The following is a 20,247-nucleotide window of genomic DNA, read 5'->3' on the forward strand; positions in this document are numbered from 1 at the left end:
CATCCATGGCATAGGACCTCCTCTACGAGCTGCTCCCGGCGCCTCTCGTGGCAGAGGCTTGCGAAACCTCAGAACAGCGCCAGTTGGCGTTTAACCGGGCCGAAGGAGCGACGATGGTCGGACAGCGGGCCCAGGCGTTCCAGGGCGGCCAGGTGCTCGCGGGTCGGGTAGCCCTTGTGGCGGGCGAAACCGTAGTCGGGATACCGGGCATCGAGGGCCACCATGCCCGCGTCACGGGCGACCTTGGCGAGTATCGAGGCGGCGGCGATGGCCGGATGGCGGGCATCGCCCTTGACCACCGCCTGGCCGGGAACATGATGCCCGGGCAGCCGATTGCCGTCTACCAGCAGGTACTCCGCCGTCGGCACGAGGGCATCGATGGCGCGGCGCATGGCCAGATGCGTGGCGTGGTAGATATTGAGCGCATCCACCTCGGCGGCTGACGCCTCGGCCACGGCACAGGCCAGCGCCCGCTCGCGAATCTCGAGCGCCAGGGCCTCGCGACGCCGCGCGGTGAGCGCCTTAGAGTCGGCTAGTCCCACAATAGGGCATGCCGGATCGAGGATCACCGCGGCGGCGACTACGGGACCGATCAGGGGACCACGACCCACCTCGTCGACCCCGGCCAGGCGGTCGCCCGCATAATCGATCACCAGCGGTACCAGCTCGCTGGCCCCTTTCCGTCTTGCGAGCTCCTTGACCGTCATGATGCCACCTCGTCGGCCAGCTCGGGGGCCACGCTCGGCGGCAGGGGGTCACCCGCCACCAGCGCCTCGATAGCCTCCGCGGCCCGGCGGCTGGCATCGCGCTGCAGGACGGCGTGCATCCCGGCGAAGCGTGCCTCCAGGGCCGCCCGCCCCACGTCATCGTCGAGCATGGCGCCCAGATGCTCGGCAATAGCCTCCGGCGTAACCGCATCCTGGATCAGTTCCGGCACCAGGGCCTCGCGGGCGATCAGGTTGGGCAACGAGATCCACTCGGTCTTCACCAACCGCTTGGCCAGCCAGTGGGTCATGGGCGCCATCCTGTAGGCAACCAGCATCGCACGATGACAGAACATCGCTTCCAGGGCTGCGGTGCCCGAGGCGAGCAGCACGGCATCGCTTGCCACCATGGCCTCGCGGGCCTGGCCGTCGAGCAGGGTCAGACGTCCTTGCAGGGCGGGATGCTCGGCGAGCAGCGCTTCCAGCTCGGCCCTGCGTGCCGGGGTGGCCGCCGGAACCACCACCCGCAGGCCCGGCCGTGCGGCGCAGAGTCGCTCGACGGCAGCGAGGAAGGTCGCCCCCAGGAAGCGAATCTCGTTAGCCCGGGAACCGGGGAGCACGGCCAGCAGCGGACCACTCGGCCCGTCACCCTGCCCGATCAGCCCCAGTTCCTGCCGTGCCGCCTCGCGATCGTTCGCCAGCGGCAACTCGTCGGCCAGGGGATGGCCGACGAAAGCCACCGGCACCCGGTGGCGAACATAGAAAGCGGCTTCGAAGGGAAGGAAGGTGAGCATGGCGTCGACAGAGCGGGCGATACCCTTGACCCGCCCCTGGCGCCAGGCCCAGACGGAGGGACTGACATAGTGAGCGGTGGTCAGGCCTGCCTCGCGCAGCTGTCGCTCCAGCCCAAGATTGAAGTCTGGGGCATCGATGCCGAGCATGATATCGGGCCGCCAGTCGAGCGCATCCTGCCGAAGGGTACGCCTGACACGGATCAGCCCGGGCAGGTGCTTTACCACCTCGACCAGGCCCATCACCGACAAGGTTTCCAGAGGAAAGAGGCTATCGATGCCCTCGGCGATCATGCGCGGGCCGCCAACCCCGCGGAACTCGATTCCCGGATGGCGAGCCTTCAGCGCCCGCATCAGGCCGGCCCCGAGGAGATCGCCGGAGAGCTCACCCGCGACCAGATAAACGCGACGGACCGTCATGACGCCGCCATTCTCAGCGGATGATGCCGCGGGTTGAGACCTCAATGGAGGCGGCAAAGGCCTCGGTCTCGGGCAGCGCGAAGCGCTCCCGGATCTGGGCCAGTGCCTGCTCGGTGGTCAGCCCCTGACGATAGACCAGCTTGTAGGCTTCGCCCAGCGCACGGATGGCCTCCTTGGAGAAGCCGCGGCGCTTGAGTCCTACCAGATTGAGGCCGTGGACCTGGGCCGGGTTGCCGTTGATCATCACATAGGCTGGGGTGTCCTTGGTGATGATCGAGCCGCCGCCGGCCATGGCGTAGTCGCCGAAGTGACAGAACTGGTGGATGGCCGAGAGTCCACCGAGGATGACGAAGTCGCCCAGGTGCACATGACCGGCGAGCGTCACCTGGTTGGCCAGGATGCAGTCATTGCCGATCACGCAGTCGTGGCCGACATGCACGTAGGCCATGAAGAGGTTGCGCGAGCCGATGGTGGTCTCTCCACGGTCCTGGGCGGTGCCGCGGTGCAGGGTAGCGCCCTCGCGGATGACGTTGTCATCGCCCATCATCAGGCGGGTCGGCTCCCCCGCGTACTTCTTGTCCTGGCAGTCCTCGCCCACCGAGGCGAACTGGAAGATTCGCGTGCGCGCGCCCAGCACGCTGGGCCCCTTGAGCACGACATGAGGACCGATGCGGCTGCCGGGCCCGATCTCGACATCGGGCCCGATCACCGTGAAGGGCCCGACCTCGACATCGTCGGCCAAGCGTGCCGCAGGGTCGATGAGGGCGGTGGGGTGTATCAAGCGACCTTCCTCTCGGCACAGATGACGGTAGCTTCGCAGGCCAGTTCACCCGCCACGGTGGCACGACAGGCGAATTTCCAGATACCCCGCTTCTCACGCTCCACCTTGGCTTCCAGCACCAACTGGTCACCGGGCATCACCGGACGCTTGAAACGCACGTCATCGCTGCCGACCAGATAGTAGACATAGCCGTCGGCGGGCAGCTTGTTGACGGTCTTGAAACCGAGGATGCCGCAGATCTGGGCCAGTGCCTCCAGCACCAGCACACCCGGCATGATCGGGTGATGCGGAAAATGGCCATTGAAGAAGGGCTCGTTGATGCTGACATTCTTGTAGCCGACGATGGAGGTACCCAAGGACAGCTCCGTTATCCTGTCCACCAGCAGGAAAGGGTAGCGATGCGGCAGATATTCACGAATCTCATTGATGTCCATTACCATCGTAGCGACCTCTGAAATGACATGATGCCCTTCCGCGAGGGGCATGGCGGCAGCAGCGGCCGGCGGAAACAGGCAATGGATTATACCGCCCTGCGACACGGCCTCAACCGCTGCGGCCGGCCTTCTCGAGTCGCGCCAGCCGCTTGGCGATGTCGTCGAGCTGCTTGAAGCGCACCGCGTTGCGACGCCACTGAGCATTATCCATGGCACCGGTGCCCGAGGAGTAGATCCCCGGCTCGAGGATCGAGTTGGTCACCAGGCTCATTCCGGTGACCTGTACGCCATCGGCGATGGTCAGGTGGCCGGAGAGCCCCACGCCGCCGCCCAGCATGCAATGTCGGCCTACCCGAGTGGAACCGGCGATGCCCACGCAACCGGCAAGGGCGCTGTGATCGCCGATCTGCACGTTATGGGCGATCTGCACCTGACTGTCGATCTTCACGTCATCGCCGATCAGGGTATCACCGAGCGCCCCGCGATCGATGCTCGAGCAGCTACCCACCTCGACATCGTCACCCATCACCACGCCGCCCAGCTGGGCGATCTTGTGCCAGCGAGCCCCATCGTGGGCGAAACCGAAGCCGTCACCGCCGATCACGCAGCCGCTGTGCAGGATGGCACGGGCCCCGATTACCACGCCATGGCAGACGGTGACATTGGCGTGCAGGCGCGACCCGGGACCGATGCGTGTATCAGCACCCACCACACAGCCCGGACCGATGACCACCTCGTCGCCCAGTTCGACCCCCGACTCGATCACCGCCTGAGGACCGATGGCCACCTCCACGCCAAGGCGAACGTCATCGGCGACCACCGCCGTGGGATGGATGCCGGCCGGGGTACGCCCGGAGAGGGGATCGAAGAGCCTCGACAGCCCGGCATAGCCGAGGTAGGGATTGTCCATCTCCAGGCGTGCCACCCGACAGCTCTCGGCATGACCCGGTGCCAGTAACACCGCCGCAGCCCGGGTTCCCGGCAGGTCCTTGAGGTAGGCGCGATTGGCGAGGAAGGCGACCTGGTCCGGCTCGGCATCCCTGAGCGTGGCCAGGCCACTCACCCGCCTTGTACCATCACCCTCCAGGCGGGCTCCCAGGCGCTCGGCAATCTCGTCCAGTGTGAGGGTTCGGGCGTCTTGGTTCATGGGGACTCGTTATGGTGGAGCGGGCGCCTCAGTAGAGGGTGTTGAGGATCTCGGTGACTTCTGCCGTCAGGTTCTGCAGCTCCCGTTCGGAATGCAACACGCCGTTTGGCTCTACCAGCACCTCGACACCGTGGCGGTCGATGACCTGCTGGACAGCCTGATCAAGCTTGGGCTCGGCCTCCTGGAGGAACTGCTGCTCGGACTGCTGACGCGCCTGGCCGATCTCCTGACGCAGCTGCTCGAAGCGCTGCCCCTTCTGCTGGAACTCCTGCATGGTCGTGCGCCGCTCGGTCTCGGTCATGCTCTCGCCCTGCTGCTGGAGGCGCTGCTGCATCCGCTGAAGCTCCTGGCCCAGGGACTCGGCTTCCTGCTGCTGGCTGGCCAGGCGGTTGCGCAACTGGTTCATGGAACGCTGAGCGACGTCGGTCTCCATCAGCGCGGCGCGCCAATCGAGCACGGCGACTTCGTCGGCCTGGGCCGGCAGAGCGACGGTGGCCAGTAGGCCGAAACAGAGAGCGGCGGACAACTTGCGCATGGCGTGGTCTCCTCGATAGAGGCCGAATCAGAAGGTCTGACCCAGCGAGAACTGGAAGAACTGGGTGTCGTCACCGTCCTTGTCATTGAGCGGCTCGGCGACGCTGAAGGTCAGCGGCCCCACCGGGGTCAGCCAGGCGACGCCGACCCCCGCACTGTAGCGCAGCTCGCCCAGATCCACGCCGGACTCACATTGCTGACGGCCAGCATCCTCTTCAAGAACTTCGTAACATTCGGTCAGGAAGGTATTGCCGGCATCCAGGAACAGCGAGGCCTGCAGGGAGCGCTGGTCCTCGACGAAGGGCATCGGGAAGAGCATCTCGGCGCTGCCCTCCACCAGAACGTTGCCGCCCAAGGTACGGTCGTCACCACCGAAACGATCAGTTGTCGCCGGCCCCAGGGTGTTGCCGGTGAAGCCACGCACCGACCCCAGGCCGCCGGAAAAGAAGTTCTCGTAGAACGGATAGGGATCGTTGCCGACGCTGTCCGCATATCCCACTTCACCGCTGAATTTCAGGCCCCAGGTCTGCTCCTCGTTGAAGGGAAGTAACTGGCGGGCCTGAGCGCGTAGCTTGTAATACTCGGCATCACTGCCCGGCACGGCAGTCTCCAGCGACAGGCGCTGGTAGTTGCCGGCGGTAGGCATGATGCCGCGGTTGAGGTTGTTGCGGGTCCAACTGGCCGTCAGCTTCAGGCTCTGAGCATCGCTGCCCTCGTCTTCCACATAGCGCTGGATCTCGGAGGGCGTGTCGCGGTAGGTCTTGATCGACAGGTCCTCGGCGCTGGCGCCAAAGTTCAGGCGAGTCAGCTCGTTGATCGGATAGCCGAAATTGATGCCCCCGCCGTAGGCATCGGTGGAGTAGGTCGAGATATCGGAGTCCTCGTAGTCGGTCTCGCGATAGAAGAGGTTATAGCCGCGCGAGATGCCGCCCAGGGTCCAGTAGGGGTCGGTGAAACCGAAGTTGAGGCTGGTGAAGGTGTCGCTGCGCTGGGCACCGAGGTTGACCCGGTTGCCGGTACCCAGGAAGTTGTTCTGTGACAGCGAGGCACCGTAGATCACCCCGGCGCTCTGGGAGAAACCGATGCTCGCCGAGATCGAGCCCGAGGGTTGCTCCTCCACGGTGTAGGTGACGTCCAACTGGTCGGGCTCGCCAGCCACCGGCCGCGTTTCCACGTCGACCTGCTTGAAGAAGCCCAGGCGCTCAAGGCGTTGGCGCGACTGGCTGATCGACTCGGTGGAGGCCGGCGCCCCCTCCATCTGGATCATCTCGCGCCGCAGCACCTCATCCTGGGTGGTGGTATTGCCGGCGAACTCGATACGCCGTACGTAGGCTCGGCGCCCCGGCTCGACGCGGAAGGTCAGGTCCACGGTGTCCCCGTCGGTGGCGACCACGGGAATGCCGTCCACGTTGGCGAAGGCAAACCCCTCGGCACCCAGTCGCGAGCGCAGGGCCTCCGAAGAGGCGGTGACATCGCTGCGCGAGAAGATCTCGCCGCTTTGCACCTCCAGCAGCTCGCGGGCCTCGCGCTCGGCGATCCTCAGGTCGCCGGCGAAACGGATGTCACCCAGGCGGTACTGTCGGCCTTCATCGATGTTCACGGTGACGAAGATCCGCGAATTGTCGGGGCTGATCGAGACCTGGGAAGACTCGATATTGAAATTCACGTAGCCGCGGTCCAGATAGAAGGAGCGAAGCCGTTCCAGATCACCGGCCAGGGCCTCCCGAGAATACTCGTCGCTGGAAAACCAACCAAAGAACCAGCCCGGCTTGTCTTCGAGCTCGAAGACATCGCGCAGTGTCTCGTCATCGAAGGCACGGTTGCCGACGATATTGATCTGGCGGATCTTGGCCACCGACCCCTCGTCGATATCGATGTTGACCTGGACCTGGCCTTCGCCGACCTCCTCGACGGAGGTGTCGATCCGGGCACTGTAACGACCCTGGGACTGGTAGACGCCTTCCAGTTCGCGCTGGATCTCCTCGAGGGTGGAGAGCTGCAGCACCTGCCCCTCGTCCAGCCCGGCCTGCCTGAGGCCGTTGCGCAGGTCCTCATCAGAGATCTGCTCATTGCCCTCGATGTCGAGTCGCGCGATGGTCGGGCGCTCGACCACCTGGATGATCAGGATGTCGCCCTCGCGGGCCAGGCTGACATCCTCAAACAGGCCGGTGGCGAAGAGTTCTCGGGCCGCCTCGGCCAGCTCGCGCTCGTTGACTCGGTCGCGGGCGCTGACAGGAAAGGCATTGAACACGGAGGCGGGGGAGACACGCTGCAGCCCCTCGACCCTGATGTCTGAAAAGTCGAATGATTGTGCTTGTGCCGCCTGGGCACCTACGAGCAGCAGCGCCGCCAGTCCGATGGTCTTGATTTTCATGCAGTCGATTCGCTCGCGTTGATCTGCCGTCCTGTCCAGACAGGCACCTTATACATTTGTACTGGCCACTGACAAGCCAGCGCCCGGCTACCATAGCCTCATCAAGTCGAAATAGAGCGCCATCAGCATCAAGGTGCCGACCAGCGCCAGGCCGATACGCAGACCCACGGCCTGGGCCTGTTCGGATACCGGGCGACCGCGTACCACCTCGACCAGATAATAGAGCAGATGACCGCCGTCGAGCACCGGTATCGGCAACAGGTTGAGCACCCCCAGGCTGATCGAGAGGTAGGCCAGGAAGCTGATGAAGCTCTCGAGGCCGCTGCGCGCCGATTCGCCGGCAATCCGGGCGATGGTGATGGGACCTGAGAGATTGCTCGGCGAGATCAGTCCCACCACCATCTTGCGAATGGCTCCCAGGGTCAGCACCGTCATCTCGCCGGTGCGCGACAACGACTCACCCACCGCCGCCAGTGGGCCGTAACGGATCTCGCGACGATACTCGTCCGGCCAGTTGACAGACTCTACGCCGGCGCCGATATAGCCGATGGTCACGCCCTCCTCCAGCTCATTGCGACCGGGGGTAAGGGTGATCGAGAGGCGCTCGCCGTCGCGCAGTACCTCGAGGTCGAGGGGCTCCCCGGGGCTGGCGCGAACCCGGTCGACGAACGCCATCCAGTCCGCCACCGGCTCGCCGTCAACCGCGACGATCTCGTCTCCCACCTGCAGGCCGGCCTCGGCAGCCACCTCACCCTCGATCACCTGGCCCAGCACCGCAGGAATCTCGGGCTGCCAGGGGGTCAGTCCCAAGCTCCGCAACGGCCGGGGAGGATCCTGGCGTACCAGCCACTCCTCCACCGGAAGGCGATAGGTCCGCGGGTCGGTGGTGGCCTCATCACGGGCCTGCACCTCGAGCTCGCCGCTGACACCGATGGCCGCAATCAGCTTGAGATTGATCTCGTCCCAGGAACGCACCGACTCACCGCGCACCGCGGTGATCTCCTGGCCGGCCTCGAGCCCCCCGCGACTGGCCGGCGAGTCCGGTGCCACGCTGCCGATGACCGGTGCCACCGTGGTGGTACCGGCCACGAAGAGTGCCCAGTAGGCGACGATGGCCAGCAGGAAGTTCGCCAGGGGTCCGGCTGCGACGACAGCGATGCGCTGCCAGACCGTCTTGTTGTTGAAAGCCTGCTGCCGCTCGTCGGGGTCGACAGGACCCTCGCGCTCATCGAGCATCTTCACGTAGCCGCCCAGCGGGATGGCGGCCACCACGAACTCGGTGCCGTGACGATCGCGGCGCGACCATAGCGGCTTGCCGAAGCCCACCGAGAAGCGCAGCACCTTCACGCCACAGCGCCGGGCGACCCAGAAGTGGCCGAACTCATGGAAGGTGATCAAGAGGCCGAGCACCACGATAACGGCCAGCACATTCTGGATCAGGCCCAAGGCAATCTCCTTGCAGTCAACAACGTCGAGTCGCGCGCATCAGTGCCGCGCCAGCCAGTCGTACGCCGCCCGCCGGGCGAGCACATCGGCCTCGAGAATGGTCTCGAGGTCCCCGGCTGGCGCCACCGGGCGTTCATCGCGCACCCGGGCCACCAGATTGTCGATGTCGGTGAAACCGAGGTGGCCGGCCAGGAAGGCGTCCACCGCCACTTCGTTGGCGGCATTGAGCACCGCCGGCGCCGTACCACCCGTGGCCATGGCCTCCCGGGCCAGGCGCAGGCAGGGAAAAGCCATTTCGTCGGCAGGCTCGAAGTCGAGCCGCGCAATCTGAAAAAGGTCCAGCGTCTCCACCCCGGCGTCGATGCGCTCCGGCCAGGCCAACCCGTAGGCGATGGGGGTACGCATGTCGGGGTTGCCGAGCTGGGCGATCACCGAGCCATCACTGTAGGATGCCATGGAGTGAATCACGCTCTGGGGGTGCACCACCACCTGGATCTGATCAGGACGGGCATCGAAGAGCCAACATGCCTCGATCAGCTCGAGCCCCTTGTTCATCAGGGTGGCGCTATCCACCGAGATCTTGCGCCCCATGGACCAGTTGGGATGGGCACAGGCCTGATCCGGGGTCACGCTGACCAGCTCTTTTCGCGACCAGCCGCGGAAGGGGCCGCCCGAGGCGGTCAGCAGTAGCTGCGTCACCCCGTGGCGTCCCAGGCCACCACGGTGATCGGCGGGTAGGCACTGATAGATGGCATTATGTTCGGAATCGATGGGCAGCAGGGTCGCCCCATAACGCTCCACTGCCTCCATGAACAGCGCCCCGGACATCACCAGGGCCTCCTTGTTGGCCAGCAGGACCCGCTTGCCGGCCTTTACCGCGGCCAGCGTCGGCAGCAGACCGGCGGCACCGACGATGGCCGACATCACGGTATCCACTTCGCGCGCCTCGGCCACCTCGACCAACGCCGCACGGCCGGTCCGCACTTCGGTGACGAGTCCCGCCTCGGCCAACTGCCCGCGTAGCCAGGCAGCGTCCTCCTCGACATCGAGCACGGCCACCGCCGGCCGGTGGCGTCGGCACTGGGTTAGCAGCGCCTCCCGGGAGTGGTGGGCGGTCAAGGCATGCACCCGGTAGCGTTCCGGATGACGACCAAGCACGTCCAGGGTGCTGGTGCCGATGGAGCCGGTTGCACCCAGCACGGTCACGTGACGAAGGGTCACAACAGCCCCCCGTGCAACAAGGCGAACAGCGGCACCGCGGCAGTAAGGCTGTCGACCCGATCGAGCACCCCACCGTGGCCGGGTAATAACTGGCTGGAGTCCTTGATGCCGCGATGGCGCTTGAGCATGCTCTCGAGCAGGTCACCCAATACCGAAGCCTGGGTCACCACCGCTGTCGCCAGCAGCAGCATCAGGCCACCGGCGACGCCGAGGCCCTGCCAGGTGGCGAAGCCGATCGCCAGCAGCGCGGTGACCGCCAGCCCCCCGGCCACCCCTTCCCATGTCTTCCCGGGGCTGACGCTCGGAGCCAGCTTGTGGCGGCCGAGAGCCCGGCCGACGAAGTAGGCGCCGATGTCGGCGCCCCACACCAGCAACAGTACGAAGAGCAACCAGACGGCACCGCCCTCGCGCAACACGCTGAACCCCACCCAGGTCGGCAGCAATACCCAGAGCCCCATTGCCAGGCGCATAGCGGTCGACTGCCACTGCGCTAGTCGCGCGGGATAGCCGGTCACCCAGTAGAGATTGACCAGCCAGCCCAGCGCGCCCAGCCACAGCGGCCAGGTCGCACTCACGACACCTGTCACCCAGCAAACTGCCATCAGCACGGCGAGACCCGCCACCGGAAGCAGGCGACGACCCGGCGAGGCAATGCCGGCAAGGTTGGCCCACTCCCAGGCGGCGAGCAGCACGATGGCCGCGGTGAACAGCCTGAACCCCTCGCCTTCAAGACCGAACAGGCCGAACAGGGCCAGAGGAATCAGCCAGGCCGCGGTGATGATCCGTTGTCTAAGCACCCTGCGCCTCGATCTGTTCGTCGGTCATGCCGAAGCGCCGCTGACGGCCCTGAAAATCGGCCAGCGCACGGTCGAAGGCAGTGCCATCGAAATCGGGCCACAGCACCGAAGTGAAATGGAGCTCGGCATAGGCCATCTGCCAGAGCAGGAAGTTGGAGATGCGCCACTCGCCACTGGTGCGGATGCACAGATCAACCGGCGCATCGCCGGACAGGCTTACCTCCTCGTCGAGGGCCCGCTCGTCGATGTTCTCGGCCTCTAACTCGCCTTTGGCGACACGCTCGGCGAGCCGCCGGGCGGCACCGGCGATGTCCCAGCGCCCCCCGTAGTTGGCGGCGATCACCAGATGCAGGCCGGTGTTGTCCCGGGTCAGCGCCTCGGCGCTGGCGATATGCTTCTGGATGGAGGCGGAGAAGCCGCTGCGGTCACCGATTACTGACAGGCGAATGCCGTGCCGGTGAAGCTTCTTGACCTCGCGCCTAAGCGCCAGGAGGAAGAGCTCCATCAGCGCGTTGACCTCGCTGGCGGGCCGCTTCCAGTTCTCACTGGAGAAGGCGAACAGCGTAAGGGTCTCGATGCCACGCTCAGCGGCACGGCGGATCACGGCACGCACTGCCTCGACGCCGGCATGATGGCCACGCACGCCGGACAGGCCGCGTGCCTTCGCCCAGCGATTGTTGCCGTCCATGATGATAGCCACATGGCGCGGCATGGGGGATTCGCCGGTAGTAGGCCCGTCTCCGGGGGTGGCCTTGGAACGGGGAGACTGCGGTGACGTCATGATATCTCGCATGGCGGGTATGAGCACGAAGGCCGTCGAACCACGGACCCTGCACCCGGGGTTCGACGAAGGGCGGTCCGTCGCCGCCCTCAGACCTGCATCAGGTCGTTTTCCTTGGACTCCAGCGCCTTGTCGATCTCGGCAACGATGCTGTCGGTGAGCTTCTGGATAGCTTCCTCGGCCTGGTGCTGCTCGTCCTCGGTGATCTCCTTCTCCTTGAGCAATGACTTGAGATCACCGTTGGCATCGCGACGCACGCTGCGCACCGCGACCCGGGCATGCTCGGCCTCCTGGCGGGCCTGCTTGATATAGCCCTTGCGCGTTTCCTCGGTGAGCATCGGCATCGGCACGCGGATCACGTTACCTGCGCTCGCCGGATTGAGGCCGAGATCGGAGGTCATGATGGCCTTCTCGATCTTGGGCACCATCTGCTGCTCCCAGGGCACCACGCTCAGGGTCCTTGCGTCCTCGGTGTTGATCGAGGCCACCTGGTTGAGCGGCACCTGGCTACCGTAGTACTCCACGGTCACCGCATCCAGAATGCTGGAGTGCGCCCGACCGGTGCGGATCTTGTTGAAGTTCTGGTGAAGGGCCTCGAGGCTCTTCTTCATGCGACTCTGCGCATCCTTCTTGATGTCGTCGATCACTTTCTCACCCTCTGTCAATCAGCGTGCCTTCCTTGCCACCCACCACCAGGTTCAGCAGGGCACCCGGCTTGTTCATGTTGAAGACTCGCACTGGCATATCATGGTCCCGCACCAGACAGATGGCGGTCAAATCCATCACCCCGAGCTTCTGGTCGAGCGCATCATCATAGGACAACTGCTCGTACTTGACCGCTTCGGGGTGCTTGACCGGATCCTTGTCATAGACCCCGTCGACCTTGGTGGCCTTGACCACCACGTCGGCATCGATCTCGATGCCGCGCAGGCAGGCAGCGGAGTCCGTGGTGAAGAACGGATTGCCGGTACCGGCCGAGAACAGTACCACGTCGCCGGATGTCAGGTAGCGGATGGCGGTTCGGCGGTCGTAATGCTCCACCACGCCACTCATCGGAATCGCCGACATCACTCGCGAGCGGATGTTGGCGCGTTCCAGGGCATCGCGCATGGCCAGGGCGTTCATCACCGTGGCCAGCATCCCCATGTGATCACCGGTGACCCGATCCATGCCCGCCTCGTGCAGGGCCGCCCCGCGAAACAGGTTGCCACCACCGACGACGATGCCGACCTGGACACCGATCCCCACCAGCTGTCCGATCTCCAGCGCCAGGCGGTCCAGCACCTTGGGGTCGATGCCGAACTCGGCATCCCCGGTCAAGGCCTCGCCGGAGAGCTTGAGCAGGATACGCTTGTACTTGGACACCTCGGCACGGGTCTTCTCGGACTTGCTGGGGGCGGGGTGATCGGCGCTGGTCATGGGGTGTCTCCCGGTTTTAGACGCATGGGAACTGATGGGCAGCCGGATTCACCGGCCGGATACACGAAGGCGTGCGCTCGCGCGCACGCCATCTTTACACTGGAGCCTCAGACCTCAGCTGCGCTTGGCCTGTTCCATCACTTCCTTGGCGAAGTCGACCTCTTCCTTCTCGATGCCCTCACCCACCTCGAAGCGAGTGAAACCGACCACTTCGCCACCGGCCGCCTTGACGAAATCGGCCACGGACTGGTCCGGATTCTTGACGAACGGCTGCTCGGTCAGGCTGTTCTCGGCCAGGTATTTCTTGAGGCGACCCTGGACCATCTTCTCGGCGATCTGCTCAGGTTTGCCGGCCATGTCGGGCTGGGCCAGGATGATCGCCTTCTCGGCGTCCAACTGCTCCTGGGGCATATCCTCGGGACGCGCTACGGCCGGGTTGATGGCCGCTACGTGCATGGCGACATCCTTGGCCACCTCGGCGCTGCCACCCTCGAGCACGGTGAGAACGCCGATGCGGCCGCCATGGACGTATTCGCCCACCACGCCGCCTTCCGGTGCTTCGACCACGGCGCAGCGACGCACGCCGATGTTCTCGCCGATTTTCTGCACCAGCTGCTCACGGGCCGTCTCCAGCGCACCCTCCATCACCGCGGCCACATCTTCGCTCTTGGCGGCGAAGAAAGCATCGGCGATCTTGTCGGCAAAGGCCGTGAAGTTCTCATCGCGGGCGACGAAGTCGGTCTCGGAATTGATCTCGACCAGGACACCGAAGGAGCTGTCGTCGGCGACGCGAGTTACCACGGCGCCCTCGGCGGCCGTGCGGCCGGCCTTCTTGGCGGCCTTGAGTCCGGAGCTCTTGCGCAGGTTCTCGATGGCGACTTCGATATCACCACCGGTTTCGGTGAGTGCCTTCTTGCACTCCATCATGCCGAGCCCGGTACGCTCGCGCAGTTCCTTCACCTGGGAGGCGCTGATCGCTGCCATGGGTGTCACCTCTGAATATCTCGGGAAGTAGGCCGGACCCTCGCAGCGGAGAATCCGGTGAATTCTTAGAAGAAAGGGGCCCGCGGCCCCCTTCTCGTCCAACCGGCATCGATGGCAACGGCATGACAGGCCGCCCACAGCCGCCGATCAGACGGACCGCACTCATTCAGCGGCGCTGTCGCTCTCCTGAGCAGCGGCCTCTTCGGTCACCTCGACGAACTCGTCGGGACGACCTTCCTTGGCACGGGCACAGGCGTCGGCGATGGCCTTGATGTAGATCTGGAGGGCACGGATGGAGTCATCGTTGCCCGGGATCACATAGTCGACGCCGTCGGGATCGGAGTTGGTGTCCACTACGCCGATGACCGGAATGCCCAGCTTGTTCGCCTCGTTGATGGCGATGCGTTCATGGTCGACGTCGATCACGAACAGGGCATCGGGCAGGCCGCCCATTTCCTTGATACCACCTACGGACCGCTCGAGCTTGTCCTGCTCGCGCGTGGCCATCAGCACTTCCTTCTTGGTCAGCTTCTCGAAGGTGCCGTCCTCGTGCATGGCCTCGAGTTCACGCAGACGCTTGATGGAGACGCGGATGGTCTTGTAGTTGGTCAGCATGCCGCCGAGCCAGCGGTGGTTGACGAACGGCTGACCGACGCGATTGGCCTCTTCCTTGATGATCTTGCTCGCGCTGCGCTTGGTGCCGACGAACAGGATCTTGTTGTTGGCCGCGGCCATCTTCTCGACCACATCGACGGCCTCGTTGAGGGCCGGCAGGGTGTGCTCGAGGTTGATGATGTGGATCTTGTTGCGGGCGCCGAAGATGAACTTGCTCATCTTCGGGTTCCAGTACTTGGTCTGGTGACCGAAGTGAGCGCCTGCCTTCAGCAGGTCACGCATATTGACGTGTGCCATGGATGACTCCTGGAAAATCGGGTTAGGCCTCCACGCACCCCATGGATCCGACCGCCGGAGCAACCCGACAGCACCCGGGACCATGTGACGGTGCATGTGTGATTTCAAGGCGTTGCATTGATTGAACGCATTTCACAGTCCTCGCCGAGACGCCGACGGGTCGGCAGGGCTCCGCGATTGCAGGAAAGCGCGCAGCTTTATACCATGGATGGCTTCCGATATGAAGTCGTCCGATGCTCGAGCCCGCCGCTGTCCGGGCGACATTACCCCTGATTCGAGATTCCATGAACGTACCCATCAAGACGCCCGACGAGATCGGCAAGATGCGCGAAGCGGGCCGCCAGGCCGCCAGCGTGTTCGAGATGCTCATCCCCCATGTGACGGCCGGCGTGAGCACCGGCGAGCTGGACCGGCTCTGCCACGACTATATCGTCAACGAACTTGGCTCCACCCCGGCCCCCCTCGATTACCACGGCTTCCCCAAGTCAATCTGCACCTCGATCAACCACGTGGTCTGCCACGGCATCCCGGATGACGCCAAGAAGCTCAAGAAGGGCGACATCATGAACATCGACATCACCGTGAAGACCGCCGACGGCTATCACGGCGACTCGAGCATGATGTTCATCATCGGCGAAACCATCCAGGGCGAGCGCCTCTGCCGCGTCACCCAGGAGTGCCTGTACCACAGCATCGAACTGGTGCGTCCGGGCGTGCACCTCTCCGAACTGGCCCGCGCCATCCAATCCCATGCCGAGGCCAACGGCTATTCGGTGGTGCGCGACTTCTGCGGGCACGGCATCGGCAGCGGCTTCCACGAGGATCCGCAGGTCCTGCACTACGACGGCTACGCCCAGGGGGCCGACATCGCCCTTCAGGAGGGCATGTGCTTCACCATCGAGCCGATGATCAACGTCGGCGATCATCGCACCAAGGTGCTGCGCGACGGCTGGACCGCCGTGACCAAGGACAGGAGCCTGACCGCCCAGTGGGAACATACCCTGCTGGTCACTGCCTCGGGAGTGGAGGTGCTCACCGCGCGCAGCGACGAAGACCTCTCCTTCCTCGACCGCTGAGTCGACTGCCATGCTCCTGCACCACTACCGCTTCGTCCCCGATGACACTCTCTTCGATATCGAGGCCTTTCGTACCGAGCTCGCCGGCGAGCGCTCGCCAATTGCCCCCTTCAAGGCCGCGCTACGCGGCATCCAGGCTCGCCTCGACGAGCGCTTCCACGCCGGCGCCGACATCCGCGATCTGGTGCATGGGCGCGCCTGGTGCCTGGACCGCCTGCTGGCCATCGCCTGGGAACAGCACGACTGGCCCGACGAGGGCGTCGGGTTGCTGGCGGTGGGGGGGTATGGACGTGGCGAACTGCATCCCCACTCTGACATCGACCTGCTGCTGCTGCTTGAGGAAGACGACGACACCCCCTATCGCGAACCGTTGACGGCCTTCATCACCTTCCTCTGGGATATCGGCCTGGAGATCGGCCACAGCGTTCGCTCGCTCGCCGACTGCGAGCGCGAGGCCGAGGCCGATGTGACGGTGATCACCAATCTGCTCGAGACCCGTACCCTGGCCGGGCCCGAACGGCTGCGCGAGGCGATGAAGACGCGCCTTTCTACCGACCGGCTGTGGCCGGCGGATCGCTTCTTCGAAGCCAAATGGCAAGAGCAGATCAGCCGCCACTACCGCTACAACAACTCCGAGTACCACCTCGAACCCAACATCAAGAGCTCACCGGGCGGGCTGCGCGACATCCAGATGATCGGCTGGGTGGCCAAACGCCACTTCGGCACCCAGCGCTACGAGGACCTCGTCGCCGGTGGCTTCATGAACGATCCCGAGCTGCGCATCCTCAGCCAGGGCCAGGCCTTCCTGTGGCAGGTGCGCTACGCCCTGCACATGCTCACCGACCGAGCGGAGGACCGCCTGCTGTTCGACCACCAGCGCACCATCGCCGAGCTGTTCGGCTATCGCGACACGCCGGAGCGCCTGGCCGTGGAGCAGTTCATGAAGCGCTACTATCGCCATGTCACGGCGCTTGCCGGACTCAACGACATGCTGCTGCAGCACTTCGACGAGGCGATCCTGCATGCCGGCGAGGCGCTCACCACCACCCCCCTCAACGAGCGCTTCGAGATCAAGGGGGGCTATATCCAGGCGCGTTCCCGCCATGTCTTCCGCCGGCGCCCCTCGGCGCTGCTCGAGCTCTTCCTGCTAATGGCCGAGCACCCGGAGATCGAAGGGGTGCGCGCCGATACCATCCGGCTGATCCGCGACCATCGCCACCTGATCGACGACCTCTATCGCGACGATCTGCGTCACCAGAGCCTGTTCATGGCCCTGCTGCGATCCGGCGGCAACGTGGCACGCCAGCTACGACGCATGAACCGCTACGGCGTGCTCGGCAAATACCTGCCCGAATTTGGCCAAGCGGTGGGACTGATGCAGCATGACCTCTTCCACATCTATACCGTGGATGCCCATACGCTGCGCCTGCTCAAGTGCATCCACAGCTTCCGCAAGCCCGAGGCGAAGGAAGAGTTCCCGGTCGCCGCCAACCTGATTCACCAGTTGCCCAAGCTGGAGCTGCTGTGGATCGCCGGCCTCTACCACGACATCGGCAAGGGCCGCGGCGGCGACCACTCGACCCTCGGCGCCCGGGATGCCGAGGCCTTCTGCGAGCGCCATGGACTCTCCAGCCGCGACACTCGCCTGGTCAGTTGGCTGGTGGAACACCACCTGATGATGTCCATGGTGGCCCAGAAGCGCGACATCACCGACCCCGACGTGATCGCCGACTTCGCGCGCCTGGTCGGCGACGAGACCCGGCTGGACTATCTCTATGTGCTGACGGTGGCCGACATCAACGCCACCAATCCGACCCTGTGGAACGGCTGGCGGGCCTCGCTGCTGCGCCAACTGCACGGCGAGACCAAACGCGCCCTGCGACGCGGGCTCGAGAATCCCTTGGAACGCGACGACTGGGTGCAGGAAACGCGCAGCGAGGCCCACTCCCTGCTGGCCACGGTGGGTGCCGACATGGCGCGGGTCGACCGGCTCTGGGAGTCGCTGGGCGAGGACTACTTCCTGCAGTACGCCCCCAGCGAGATCGTCTGGCAGACCCAGGGCATCCTGAACCACGGCGACAGCCAGCTGCCGCTGATCCTGATCAACGCCCCCACCGATGACATGGCCGAGGGCGGCACCAAAGTCTTCATCCACACCCGATCGGTGGACGACCTCTTCGCCGCCACCGCCGCCGCCATGGACCAGTTGGGACTGTCGATCCACGATGCGCGCATCGCCACCTCCAGCAACGACTGGACGCTGAATACCTTCATCGTGCTCGACGACCATGGCCAGGCGATCTGCGATCGCGAGCGCATCGAGGAGATCCGCCGTCACCTGGTGGAGGAGCTCGACGACCCGGACGACTACCCTCAGATCGTCACCCGGCACACCCCACGCCAGCTCAAGCACTTCCGCGTGCCCACCGAGGTCAGCATCGAGCAGGACCCGGCCAACGAGCGCACCCTGCTCGAGCTCGTGGCGCCCGACCGCCCCGGCCTGCTGGCTCGGGTGGGGCGCATCTTCATGGAGCAGGACATCGCACTCTCGGCGGCCAAGATCGCCACCCTGGGCGAGCGGGTCGAGGACGTCTTCTTCATCACCGACAAGGCGGGGGCACCGCTCACCGACCCGGAACGCCAGCAGCGGCTGCGCGAGCGCCTCATCGAGGTCCTCGCCATCCCTGGCTAACGCCACCGTCGAGAAAGGGAACGGTAGGCGTTTGAGGCCTCCCCCGGGCTTCCCTATAATCGACGCCCTGTACGCCCGCGCACCGCCGACGGCACGCAGGCCACCACCGACAACGACGCCCAAGGCCATGGCTGGCGAGGCGCACCTGGACACCCATGAACCCCGACCTCGACGCCCTCAAGCCCTACCCCTTCGAGAAGCTCGCCGCCCTCAAGGCCGGCGTGACGCCACCCGAGGGGCTGGCGCATATCCCGTTGACCATCGGCGAGCCGCAGCATGCGCCCTTTGCGGCGTCGCTCGAGGCGCTCACGGCCCACCGCCAGGACTTCGCCCGCTACCCGGCCACCGCCGGAACGGCCGACCTGCGCACGACGATCGCCGGCTGGGCGGTTCGCCGCTTCGGGCTGGCCGGGCTCGACGCCGACCACCAGGTGCTGCCGGTGAACGGCACCCGGGAGGCGATCTTCGCCTTCGCCCAAGCCGCACTCGACCGCACTCGACCGGCGAAGGTGGCGATGCCGAACCCCTTCTACCAGATCTACGAAGGCGCCACCCTGCTCGCCGGCGGCGAGCCACTCTATTTGGATGGCACCGCCGAGAGCGGCTTCCGGCCGGACCTGGACAGTGTGCCCGCCGAGACCTGGCGCGATGTTCAGCTAGTGTTCCTCTGCTCCCCGGGCAACCCCAGCGGGTCGGTGACGCCGCTGGCCGAGTTCGAGAAGCTCATCGCCCTGGCGGATGAATACGACTTCCTGATCGCCTCGGACGAGTGTTACTCCGAGCTCTACCTGGACGAGGCCGCCCCGCCGCCGGGACTGCTCGAGGCCTGTGCGCGCCTCGGCCGCCACGACTACCGGCGTTGCCTGGTATTCCATTCGCTCTCCAAGCGCTCCAACCTGCCAGGGCTGCGCTCCGGCTTCGTAGCCGGCGACGCCGAGCTGATCGCCCCTTTCAAGCGCTATCGCACCTATCATGGCTGTGCCATGTCGCTGCCCGTGCAGCAGGCCTCGGTCACCGCCTGGCAAGATGAAACGCATGTACGCGCTAACCGCGATGCCTACCGTGAGACATTCACCGCGGTCACCGAGGTCCTTGCCCCGGTGCTGGACTTCCCCACCCCCGAGGCGAGCTTCTACCTGTGGCCGGCGGTACCCGGCGGAGATGACGAGACCTTCACCCGCGTGCTCCATGCCGAAGCGAATGTCAGCGTGCTGCCCGGCAGCTACATGGGCCGAGTCGGCAGCAGCGGCACCAACCCCGGCAGCGGCCGGCTGCGCCTGGCACTGGTTGCCGAGGTCGAAACCACGGTGGAGGCCGCCTGGCGAATCCGACACTTCATCGAGAGGAGTTTCCTATGCTGACACTCTTCGTGATCAAGAACTGCGACACCTGCCGCAAGGCCCGCAAGGCTCTGGAGAGCAAGGGCACCCCCTTCCAGGTCCATGATCTACGCGAGGATGGTCTCTCCGCCCCGCTACTCGAGCATATCCTCGACAAGGTGCCGGTAATGTCGCTGCTCAACCGGCGCAGTACCACCTGGCGCCAGCTCGATGACGAGGAGAAGGCCGACATCGACGCCAACAAGGCCCGTGAGCTGATGCTGGCCCACCCCACACTGCTCAAGCGCCCGCTACTCGATACCGGCGACGATATCCTCGTCGGCTACCGCGAAGGCGACTACGACTCACGCTAGGGCCTCTCCCGACCCTCCTCCACACTTCCAGAGGACACCAC

Annotated in this window: 19 protein-coding genes; 4 read left to right on the forward strand and 15 right to left on the reverse strand. The window is 65.3% G+C overall.

Annotated elements, in window-relative coordinates:
• Window positions 1-68 precede the first annotated feature (68 nt).
• From rnhB to rpsB, 15 genes are all read right to left on the reverse strand, one after another.
• Window positions 69-707: a ribonuclease HII gene (rnhB, locus tag BMY30_RS09030; protein WP_089712762.1), complete on the reverse strand. Its 639-nt coding sequence runs from the start codon at window positions 705-707 to the stop codon at window positions 69-71.
• Entirely contained in the window at window positions 704-1,915 is a 1,212-nt protein-coding gene (gene lpxB / locus BMY30_RS09035) for a lipid-A-disaccharide synthase (protein ID WP_089712764.1), read from the reverse strand. Before lpxB ends, rnhB begins: the two co-directional genes overlap by 4 nt.
• A gap of 13 nt (window positions 1,916-1,928) precedes the next feature.
• Window positions 1,929-2,696, reverse strand: a complete 768-nt coding sequence (gene lpxA / locus BMY30_RS09040) for an acyl-ACP--UDP-N-acetylglucosamine O-acyltransferase (RefSeq protein WP_089712766.1) — start codon at window positions 2,694-2,696, stop codon at window positions 1,929-1,931.
• Window positions 2,693-3,136, reverse strand: a complete 444-nt coding sequence (gene fabZ / locus BMY30_RS09045) for a 3-hydroxyacyl-ACP dehydratase FabZ (RefSeq protein WP_089712768.1) — start codon at window positions 3,134-3,136, stop codon at window positions 2,693-2,695. Before fabZ ends, lpxA begins: the two co-directional genes overlap by 4 nt.
• A 103-nt stretch (window positions 3,137-3,239) precedes the next feature.
• Window positions 3,240-4,277: a UDP-3-O-(3-hydroxymyristoyl)glucosamine N-acyltransferase gene (gene lpxD, locus BMY30_RS09050; RefSeq protein ID WP_089712770.1), complete on the reverse strand. Its 1,038-nt coding sequence runs from the start codon at window positions 4,275-4,277 to the stop codon at window positions 3,240-3,242.
• 28 nt (window positions 4,278-4,305) lie between these two features.
• Complete coding sequence (locus tag BMY30_RS09055; protein WP_089712772.1) at window positions 4,306-4,812, reverse strand: OmpH/Skp family outer membrane protein; 507 nt, start codon at window positions 4,810-4,812, stop codon at window positions 4,306-4,308.
• A 27-nt stretch (window positions 4,813-4,839) separates the two neighbouring features.
• Window positions 4,840-7,185 (reverse strand): outer membrane protein assembly factor BamA, encoded by a 2,346-nt coding sequence (gene bamA, locus BMY30_RS09060; RefSeq protein WP_244516163.1) that lies wholly within the window; start codon window positions 7,183-7,185, stop codon window positions 4,840-4,842.
• Between the two features lie 87 nt (window positions 7,186-7,272).
• Entirely contained in the window at window positions 7,273-8,631 is a 1,359-nt protein-coding gene (gene rseP / locus BMY30_RS09065) for a sigma E protease regulator RseP (protein WP_089712774.1), read from the reverse strand.
• A 39-nt stretch (window positions 8,632-8,670) separates the two neighbouring features.
• Window positions 8,671-9,852, reverse strand: a complete 1,182-nt coding sequence (gene ispC, locus BMY30_RS09070) for a 1-deoxy-D-xylulose-5-phosphate reductoisomerase (RefSeq protein WP_244516164.1) — start codon at window positions 9,850-9,852, stop codon at window positions 8,671-8,673.
• Window positions 9,849-10,649, reverse strand: coding sequence for a phosphatidate cytidylyltransferase (locus BMY30_RS09075; RefSeq protein WP_089712776.1), 801 nt, complete (start codon window positions 10,647-10,649; stop codon window positions 9,849-9,851). The genes ispC and BMY30_RS09075 overlap by 4 nt, the downstream gene beginning before the upstream one ends.
• Complete coding sequence (gene uppS, locus BMY30_RS09080) at window positions 10,642-11,430, reverse strand: polyprenyl diphosphate synthase (RefSeq protein ID WP_089712778.1); 789 nt, start codon at window positions 11,428-11,430, stop codon at window positions 10,642-10,644. Before uppS ends, BMY30_RS09075 begins: the two co-directional genes overlap by 8 nt.
• Window positions 11,431-11,519: 89 nt before the next feature.
• Complete coding sequence (gene frr, locus BMY30_RS09085; protein ID WP_089712941.1) at window positions 11,520-12,077, reverse strand: ribosome recycling factor; 558 nt, start codon at window positions 12,075-12,077, stop codon at window positions 11,520-11,522.
• A 4-nt stretch (window positions 12,078-12,081) separates the two neighbouring features.
• A complete protein-coding gene (gene pyrH / locus BMY30_RS09090; RefSeq protein WP_089712780.1) occupies window positions 12,082-12,849 on the reverse strand; it encodes a UMP kinase in 768 nt (255 codons plus the stop codon).
• 114 nt (window positions 12,850-12,963) lie between these two features.
• Window positions 12,964-13,833: a translation elongation factor Ts gene (gene tsf / locus BMY30_RS09095; protein WP_089712781.1), complete on the reverse strand. Its 870-nt coding sequence runs from the start codon at window positions 13,831-13,833 to the stop codon at window positions 12,964-12,966.
• Window positions 13,834-13,995: 162 nt separating this feature from the next.
• Window positions 13,996-14,745, reverse strand: a complete 750-nt coding sequence (rpsB, locus tag BMY30_RS09100; RefSeq protein WP_089712784.1) for a 30S ribosomal protein S2 — start codon at window positions 14,743-14,745, stop codon at window positions 13,996-13,998.
• 284 nt (window positions 14,746-15,029) lie between these two features.
• On the opposite strand from rpsB, the gene map reads away from it, so the two are divergent.
• The 4 genes from map to BMY30_RS09120 all read left to right on the forward strand — a co-directional run bounded on the left by map (window position 15,030) and on the right by BMY30_RS09120 (window position 20,206).
• The gene (gene map / locus BMY30_RS09105; protein WP_089712786.1) at window positions 15,030-15,821 is read left to right on the forward strand and encodes a type I methionyl aminopeptidase; all 792 of its coding nucleotides are present in this window, start codon (window positions 15,030-15,032) and stop codon (window positions 15,819-15,821) included.
• Between the two features lie 10 nt (window positions 15,822-15,831).
• Complete coding sequence (locus tag BMY30_RS09110) at window positions 15,832-18,513, forward strand: [protein-PII] uridylyltransferase (protein WP_089712788.1); 2,682 nt, start codon at window positions 15,832-15,834, stop codon at window positions 18,511-18,513.
• A 155-nt stretch (window positions 18,514-18,668) separates the two neighbouring features.
• The gene (gene dapC, locus BMY30_RS09115; RefSeq protein WP_089712790.1) at window positions 18,669-19,874 is read left to right on the forward strand and encodes a succinyldiaminopimelate transaminase; all 1,206 of its coding nucleotides are present in this window, start codon (window positions 18,669-18,671) and stop codon (window positions 19,872-19,874) included.
• Window positions 19,868-20,206, forward strand: coding sequence for an arsenate reductase (locus tag BMY30_RS09120; RefSeq protein WP_089712792.1), 339 nt, complete (start codon window positions 19,868-19,870; stop codon window positions 20,204-20,206). Before dapC ends, BMY30_RS09120 begins: the two co-directional genes overlap by 7 nt.
• Window positions 20,207-20,247: the final 41 nt, after the last annotated feature.

Source organism: Halomonas daqiaonensis, assembly GCF_900109725.1.
In the GTDB taxonomy this organism is placed as follows: Bacteria; Pseudomonadota; Gammaproteobacteria; order Pseudomonadales; family Halomonadaceae; genus Halomonas; species Halomonas daqiaonensis.

Coding starts and splice junctions, on each gene's coding strand:
- map (WP_089712786.1), top strand. CDS start 15,030: ATGAACGTACCCATCAAGACGCCCGACGAGATCGGCAAGATGCGCGAA.
- BMY30_RS09110 (WP_089712788.1), top strand. CDS start 15,832: ATGCTCCTGCACCACTACCGCTTCGTCCCCGATGACACTCTCTTCGAT.
- bamA (WP_244516163.1), bottom strand. CDS start 7,185: ATGAAAATCAAGACCATCGGACTGGCGGCGCTGCTGCTCGTAGGTGCC.
- fabZ (WP_089712768.1), bottom strand. CDS start 3,136: ATGGTAATGGACATCAATGAGATTCGTGAATATCTGCCGCATCGCTAC.
- dapC (WP_089712790.1), top strand. CDS start 18,669: ATGAACCCCGACCTCGACGCCCTCAAGCCCTACCCCTTCGAGAAGCTC.
- lpxD (WP_089712770.1), bottom strand. CDS start 4,277: ATGAACCAAGACGCCCGAACCCTCACACTGGACGAGATTGCCGAGCGC.
- pyrH (WP_089712780.1), bottom strand. CDS start 12,849: ATGACCAGCGCCGATCACCCCGCCCCCAGCAAGTCCGAGAAGACCCGT.
- BMY30_RS09055 (WP_089712772.1), bottom strand. CDS start 4,812: ATGCGCAAGTTGTCCGCCGCTCTCTGTTTCGGCCTACTGGCCACCGTC.
- rpsB (WP_089712784.1), bottom strand. CDS start 14,745: ATGGCACACGTCAATATGCGTGACCTGCTGAAGGCAGGCGCTCACTTC.
- uppS (WP_089712778.1), bottom strand. CDS start 11,430: ATGACGTCACCGCAGTCTCCCCGTTCCAAGGCCACCCCCGGAGACGGG.
- BMY30_RS09120 (WP_089712792.1), top strand. CDS start 19,868: ATGCTGACACTCTTCGTGATCAAGAACTGCGACACCTGCCGCAAGGCC.
- tsf (WP_089712781.1), bottom strand. CDS start 13,833: ATGGCAGCGATCAGCGCCTCCCAGGTGAAGGAACTGCGCGAGCGTACC.
- lpxB (WP_089712764.1), bottom strand. CDS start 1,915: ATGACGGTCCGTCGCGTTTATCTGGTCGCGGGTGAGCTCTCCGGCGAT.
- rnhB (WP_089712762.1), bottom strand. CDS start 707: ATGACGGTCAAGGAGCTCGCAAGACGGAAAGGGGCCAGCGAGCTGGTA.